The following is a 1,869-nucleotide window of genomic DNA, read 5'->3' as shown; positions in this document are numbered from 1 at the left end:
TGCCATTTTTAGTCGATTTTTGAAGGAACAGAAAAAGCAAATTTTGGAAAGTTTCCCACAGTTGTCTATAGGATAAAAAATGACAATCTAGTTTGAATTTATCTAAATATTTGAAAAATACCAATAAAAAGAATAGCAGGATTTTTTAGGCAGTTTATCAATATTTTTATTTGTTTTAATCAATGTATAACAGCTAACAAAAATAGGGATTAGTTGTTTAAAAAGAGGTTAACAAGAGATTAATAAAATTGTCAGCATTCAGCCATGGGGGGTCAGCTTTCCTCCTCCGGAGGAACTACGTTAACAGGAATTAGTAGTTTGAGGATTTGAGTAATATTGAGTCGTGAGCAAGTAGCTAATATATCTAATATATTTGGTACTTTTAATTCTGTTAAATCTTTCAACTCTGATTCCTCAAAAAAGGGTAATTAAGTTAATAGCTGATAGCTGACACCTGAATGCTTGCATAAAATTTTATATTTCACACCAAGCTAATCAAACCTTTACTTAAAGTTCAGATATAATTAACCTAATTAATTGTAATTGTGGAGAAAAAAATGAAATTCAACCGTCGTTATTTCCTAATTTCTCTCGGCAGTGCATTAGGATTAGCTTTTAATTCTTGCAAAAATTTTCAGCAAACCAAGACTACAAACGTAGAAAATTTTAAGTCTCAAATTCCCGGCAATCAGACTTTTAATCCCTCAGAAATATCGACTCCATCAACACCCGCTCCTCCAGGAATGTTTGCCCCAAAACAAGGAGATATTCGACTCGTAGTTATCAGCGATTTAAACAGTAGTTATGGTTCCACAACTTACCAACAGCAAGTAGAAAAAACTATTCCTTTAATATCTGAATGGCAGCCAGATTTATTACTTTGTGCCGGTGATATGATTGCCGGACAAAAACTGTCACTTACTGAAGAAAATATTCAAGCTATGTGGAATGGTTTTGACCGTTATATTGTCACACCATTACGTCAAGCAAAACAACCTTTTGCTATTACTATTGGCAATCATGATGCTTCAGGTTATTTCAAAAAATCTGGGGATGGATATAAGTATGAAAAAGAGCGCAGACAAGCACAACTTTATTGGAGCAAACATCAAAATGATTTAAACATAAATTTTTTAGAAGCAGATGGATTTCCTTTTTATTACAGCTTTCTCCATAAAGAAATTTTTTATTTAATTTGGGATGCTTCTATGCTTCGGATTCCTAAACAACAATTAGAATGGGTAGAAAAAAGTCTCGCAAGTAGTCAAGCACAAACAGCAAAAATGCGAATTGTCATGGGGCATTTACCTTTTTATGCTGTTGCTCCTACTAAAAATAAAATTGGTGATGTTTTAGCTAAAGCTGATGAGTTACGAACTATCCTAGAAAAGTATAATGTTCACCTATATATTAGCGGTCATCATCATGCTTATTTTCCTGGTTATAAAGGTAATTTGAAGTTGCTTTATTCTGGTGCTTTAGGTAGCGGTCCGCGTACTTTAATTGGTAGTAACTTATCTCCCAGAAATACTTTGACAGTTGTTGATATTAATCTAGAGGAAAACAAGAGTTTTTATACTACCTATGACATGAATACTTTAGCAGTGGTTAATCCACAGGAGTTACCAGAAAAAATTACAGGTTTAAATGGTTGGGTTTTACGAGAAAAAGAAGTAATGTTGCCTAGTTAACAAAAATGGGGATAATCTGACATACTGTCTATCGAGGTAATTTAAAATTACTTGATTCTAGAGCTTTAGGAGGGGTCCTGCTGTTGATATTAATTTAGAGGAAAACAAGAGTTTTTATGCTACCTATGATCTGGAGACTTTATTAGTGTTTAACCTACAGGAGTTATCAGAAAAAATT

The 1,869-nt window shown here is 33.1% G+C and carries 2 protein-coding genes; one reads left to right on the top strand and one right to left on the bottom strand.

Features of this window, described 5'->3' with window-relative positions:
- Positions 1–272: 272 nt before the first annotated feature.
- Positions 273–404, bottom strand: a complete 132-nt coding sequence (locus tag F6K13_RS31220; RefSeq protein WP_275670411.1) for a hypothetical protein — start codon at positions 402–404, stop codon at positions 273–275.
- A gap of 153 nt (positions 405–557) precedes the next feature.
- On the opposite strand from F6K13_RS31220, the gene F6K13_RS31215 reads away from it, so the two are divergent.
- Positions 558–1,691, top strand: a complete 1,134-nt coding sequence (locus tag F6K13_RS31215) for a metallophosphoesterase (RefSeq protein WP_124146158.1) — start codon at positions 558–560, stop codon at positions 1,689–1,691.
- The last annotated feature ends 178 nt before the right edge of the window (positions 1,692–1,869 follow it).

The sequence above is a fragment of the Okeania sp. SIO2B9 genome (assembly GCF_010672505.1).
In the GTDB taxonomy this organism is placed as follows: domain Bacteria; phylum Cyanobacteriota; class Cyanobacteriia; order Cyanobacteriales; family Microcoleaceae; genus Okeania; species Okeania hirsuta.
This window is presented reverse-complemented; position numbering and strand designations above follow the sequence as displayed.

Bases quoted from the DNA above. Each gene is read 5' to 3' on its own strand.
- F6K13_RS31215 (WP_124146158.1), top strand. From the start codon at position 558: ATGAAATTCAACCGTCGTTATTTCCTAATTTCTCTCGGCAGTGCATTA.